Below are 3,854 nucleotides of genomic sequence, written 5' to 3' on the forward strand. Positions count from 1 at the left end.
AATGCGCAAAGCGTATGTTCCTTATCAAGAACGTGCTCAAGAACATCGGTCTCGACGACAACAGGATCCGTATGACATTCGTATCCGCATCGGAAGGTGCAAAATGGGGTATGGTCATGGAAGATGTCGTTAAGACGGTTAAAGAACTGGGCCCGAGCCCCCTGAAGAGATAAATTGCAGGGTTAACCTGACACAAAATCCGATTTTTTTAAATTTCTTTTGAAATTTCAACTCTTATGATCTTTCATTAATATTGAACTGATTTATTGTGCCGTACGGGGCGTGCGGGGGGTTGTGCGGCAGCCCGGAAATAAGTGCTGAAAACCTGTTAAACTCGTCTCTATAATATTCAACATGTTAAGCAAACATAGGCTGAATCCGTTTTTGCTAATCTTTTTCGGTTTGCCAAAAAAAATATCATTTTAATTGGAAGGTTTTTATGGCACTATGGGCGATTTGAATAACAATACTGCTACGCATTTCGGAAAAAAAGCAGGATTCGATAACGAAGTTAAATATAACGGTTTCTATCCGTTTTTTTCGCCGCATTGCAAAACATAGATCTCATCAAGCTAACATAATTTACTTTCATTGTTTGTTAATCGAAAGAGCTATATTTCGGCCGATTTTTAAAGTTTTGGGCGTTTTGCAACTTCAGAACATTTATCTATTTTTTTTTCCAACTTTTAACGATCGATTCAGATCGATATAGCGGTGCGTGATATAATGGCATTTGCAGTTCATGTAAACATGAATAATTGTACAGGTTGTAACAATTGTGTGGTTGCATGCCCGGTTGATGCACTTGAGCTTTCAACTGTAGACCCTGTCACTACTGACAAGATCTACAAGGTTATCGGCGGCAAGGCGATCGTCCTTGACGCTAACAGCGAGCTCTGTGCCGGCTGCGGTATATGCATCGAGGCATGTCCATACGATGTTATCACCCTGAAAGGGCGCTTTGACACCCTTAAAAACGAGGATAGGTTCACATATCCTCTTATGGAAGGACTTGAGGAGATCAGGGACTACGAAGAGGAGTATGAAGCCCTTGAGGAAAGAAAGGCAAAACTCAAGAAGTTTCCTGAGTTCTGGGAACTTAGAAAAGAACTTGCCCGTTCCGGAGCAAAGGAGTAATCCCGGGCTACAATTTTAGGAGTGTTAAATTATGAATACGCTTTTTCCAAAATACTCCCGGAAACAGGACGGATACTATTCTATTTATGAGCAGAAGCTCTTGAAGCAGGTAAACAACCTCATACAGGACAACGAGAAGTGTACTGGCTGCGGTATCTGTGTAGAATCCTGTCCTGAAGACGCGATCAGCCTCGGACCTGTCGGTGCATTCCGCAGAGGGGCCATTGATTACGGTTCACCAATCCAGGTAGACGAGACAAAGTGCTCGTACTGTGGTGTATGTGTCGTAATGTGCCCGTTCAATGCGATGAACCTGCAGGTTGACGGTGAAGACAGCCTCCCGATCGTCGAGAGGGAAGGATTCCCGACATATGACAAGGTCATGGAGATCGACGCTGAGAAGTGTGTCGAATGTACGACTTGTGAAGACGTGTGCCCCCGCGATGCAATCATCCGCGATGTTCCTTCATTTGAAGGCACTGACTGGCTTGGTCTTAAGAAGGGAGAGGCGATTGACGCCGAGATCACCTTCGACTGCGATGCGGAGAAGTGTACGATCTGCGGACTGTGCGGAGATGTATGTGCGGCAATCGACGTCGTGAAGAAACCGTTTTCAGCTGAAACCGGCTCAGTAGAGGGAGAGGTTAAGTGGACGGAAGAGCTTTGCGACGGATGTGGTGTCTGTGCCGACATCTGCCCGTCCGATGCAATAGAAGTCAAGAAAGACGGAGAGATCAAGAAGAAGAAGATCGGCAAGGTCGAGATCGATAAAGACGAGTGCTGTACATGCCGCTGGTGTGCTACAAACTGTCCGACCGAAGCGATTACTGTCGAGAAGTTCTTCGAGGGAGATATCGAGTTCCACGCTGAGAAGTGCCCCGGCGGATGTTCGACATGCGTCGAGATATGCCCGGCCAACGCGATCTACCTCCCGACACCCAAGCCCCCGGCGGAGATGCACGGCCAGATCGAGCCGAACATCGCAGTCAACAAGGATCTCTGTATCCTCTGCGGTGCATGTGTCAATGCCTGCCCCGGCGAGGACATCATCGTTCTCAAGCGTACGGGTATTCGCATGAAGGGCAAGGAGACTGACCTCTTTAATACAATCAAGGAGAAGCTGCTTCGGCCGAGAACCTCCAAGGTCAAGGAAGGCGACTTTGGTAAAGTTGAGCTGAAGACCGCAGAATGAGGTGAGAAATAAAATGGCAGTAGAGAAAAATTATGGAAACCCTGACCTCGAGAAGAGACTTGCGGACAGGAACTACTATACCTCCGATTCGCACAAGGACTTCAGCAAGCGTGTGGAGAAGATCAGCGGTACAATGTCGCACATGTGTTACCAGTGCGGAACATGTACCGGCTCGTGTCCTTCAGCGCCCAGGAGTTCTTACAGGATTCGCCTGTTCATGAGGAGAGCCGTCCTCGGTCTCGAGGACGAGGCATTGACCGATCCGGATCTCTGGCTCTGCACGACGTGCTACTCATGTTCGGACCGCTGTCCCCGCGACCTGTTCCCGACCGACGTCATCATGGCCATGAGGAACCTTGCATTCGAGATCGACATCGTCCCGAGGAACTTCCTCCAGACCGTGAACCTGATCTATACGACCGGTCACGGTGTCCCGAACAACGACGTCAACCGTGCGGCCCGGGAGAAGCTCGGCCTTCCCCGTGACCCTCCGACCACGCATTCATATCCCGAGTACATTGAAGGCATCCAAAAGATCATCGACCACTACAAACTCAAGGAGAACGCCGACCGTATCCTTTCGGAAGGAGGTAATTAAAGATGTCAAAAGACTTCGAATATTCCTACGCATTCTTCCTCGGCTGCGTCGCCCCTAACCGTTACCCCGGCTGCGAGGCATCTGCAATCAGGACCAGTGCAAAACTCGGGATAGAACTTCTTCCTCTCAAAGGAGCAAGCTGCTGTCCCGCACCCGGTGCCTTCGGCGCCATCAACCTCAACGTGTGGTATGCGATGGCCGCAAGGAACCTGTGCCTTGCCGAAGAGATGAAGAAAGACATTGCTCTTCTCTGCAACGGCTGTTACAAGTCCATCTGGGAGGTCAACCACAAGCTGAAGCACAACGACGAGCTTCGCGACGGCGTCAACGAGGTTTTAGCCGAGATCGACATGGAATACAAGGGCTCGATCGACGTCTGGCATCTTGCCGAACTTTACTACGACGAGAAGATCTGCGGTCTAAAGAAGGTCGCCGACAGCGTCACCCGTCCCCTGCGTGGCACCAAGATCGCCGTCCATTACGGCTGTCACTTAATGAAGCCGCAGAAGGACCGTCACTTCGGCGACACCGAGAACCCCATGTGGATCGATGAACTCGTCGCCGCACTCGGTGCCGAACCCGTCCAGTACAGAAACAAGATGCAGTGCTGCGGTGCCGGCGGCGGCGTAAGAGGCTACGACATTCTTCACTCTCTCGATATCACCAACGAGAAGATGATCAATATCCGTGAAGCAGGTGCCGACGCACTTACCGAAGTGTGCCCGTTCTGCCAGCTTCAGTATGACCGCGGTCAGATCGAGATCCAGCAGAATTTCGGCCAGGAGTACAACCTCCCTGTCCTTCACTACAACGAGCTTTTGGGACTTGCCCAGGGCATGACGCCCCAGGAGCTTGCACTTGATCTTCATGCAATCGACTGCACACCATTCCTGGAGAAGATACTGTAAGGAGGCTAAAGAAATGTCT

The 3,854-nt window shown here is 50.1% G+C and carries 4 protein-coding genes and 1 pseudogene; all 5 read left to right on the forward strand.

Going from position 1 to position 3,854, the window contains the following annotated elements; all coding sequences use genetic code 11:
- A partial coding sequence (locus METPAY_RS00410; RefSeq protein ID WP_048148153.1) for a hydrogenase iron-sulfur subunit occupies positions 1–173 on the forward strand: 173 nt, incomplete at its 5' end.
- A gap of 553 nt (positions 174–726) precedes the next feature.
- Positions 727–960, forward strand: a pseudogene (locus METPAY_RS15385) (4Fe-4S binding protein); the annotation flags it as partial.
- A gap of 208 nt (positions 961–1,168) precedes the next feature.
- Entirely contained in the window at positions 1,169–2,329 is a 1,161-nt protein-coding gene (locus METPAY_RS00420) for a 4Fe-4S binding protein (RefSeq protein ID WP_048148155.1), read from the forward strand.
- A 13-nt stretch (positions 2,330–2,342) separates the two neighbouring features.
- Positions 2,343–2,927 carry a CoB--CoM heterodisulfide reductase subunit C gene (gene hdrC / locus METPAY_RS00425; protein ID WP_048148157.1) on the forward strand — a complete coding sequence of 195 codons (585 nt, stop codon included), beginning with the start codon at positions 2,343–2,345 and terminating at the stop codon, positions 2,925–2,927.
- A 2-nt stretch (positions 2,928–2,929) separates the two neighbouring features.
- The gene (gene hdrB, locus METPAY_RS00430) at positions 2,930–3,835 is read left to right on the forward strand and encodes a CoB--CoM heterodisulfide reductase subunit B (protein ID WP_048148159.1); all 906 of its coding nucleotides are present in this window, start codon (positions 2,930–2,932) and stop codon (positions 3,833–3,835) included.
- Positions 3,836–3,854 lie beyond the last annotated feature (19 nt).

This window comes from Methanolacinia paynteri, from assembly GCF_000784355.1.
Lineage (GTDB): Archaea > Halobacteriota > Methanomicrobia > Methanomicrobiales > Methanomicrobiaceae > Methanolacinia > Methanolacinia paynteri.

Bases quoted from the DNA above. Each gene is read 5' to 3' on its own strand.
- METPAY_RS00420 (WP_048148155.1), top strand. From the start codon at position 1,169: ATGAATACGCTTTTTCCAAAATACTCCCGGAAACAGGACGGATACTAT.
- hdrC (WP_048148157.1), top strand. From the start codon at position 2,343: ATGGCAGTAGAGAAAAATTATGGAAACCCTGACCTCGAGAAGAGACTT.
- hdrB (WP_048148159.1), top strand. From the start codon at position 2,930: ATGTCAAAAGACTTCGAATATTCCTACGCATTCTTCCTCGGCTGCGTC.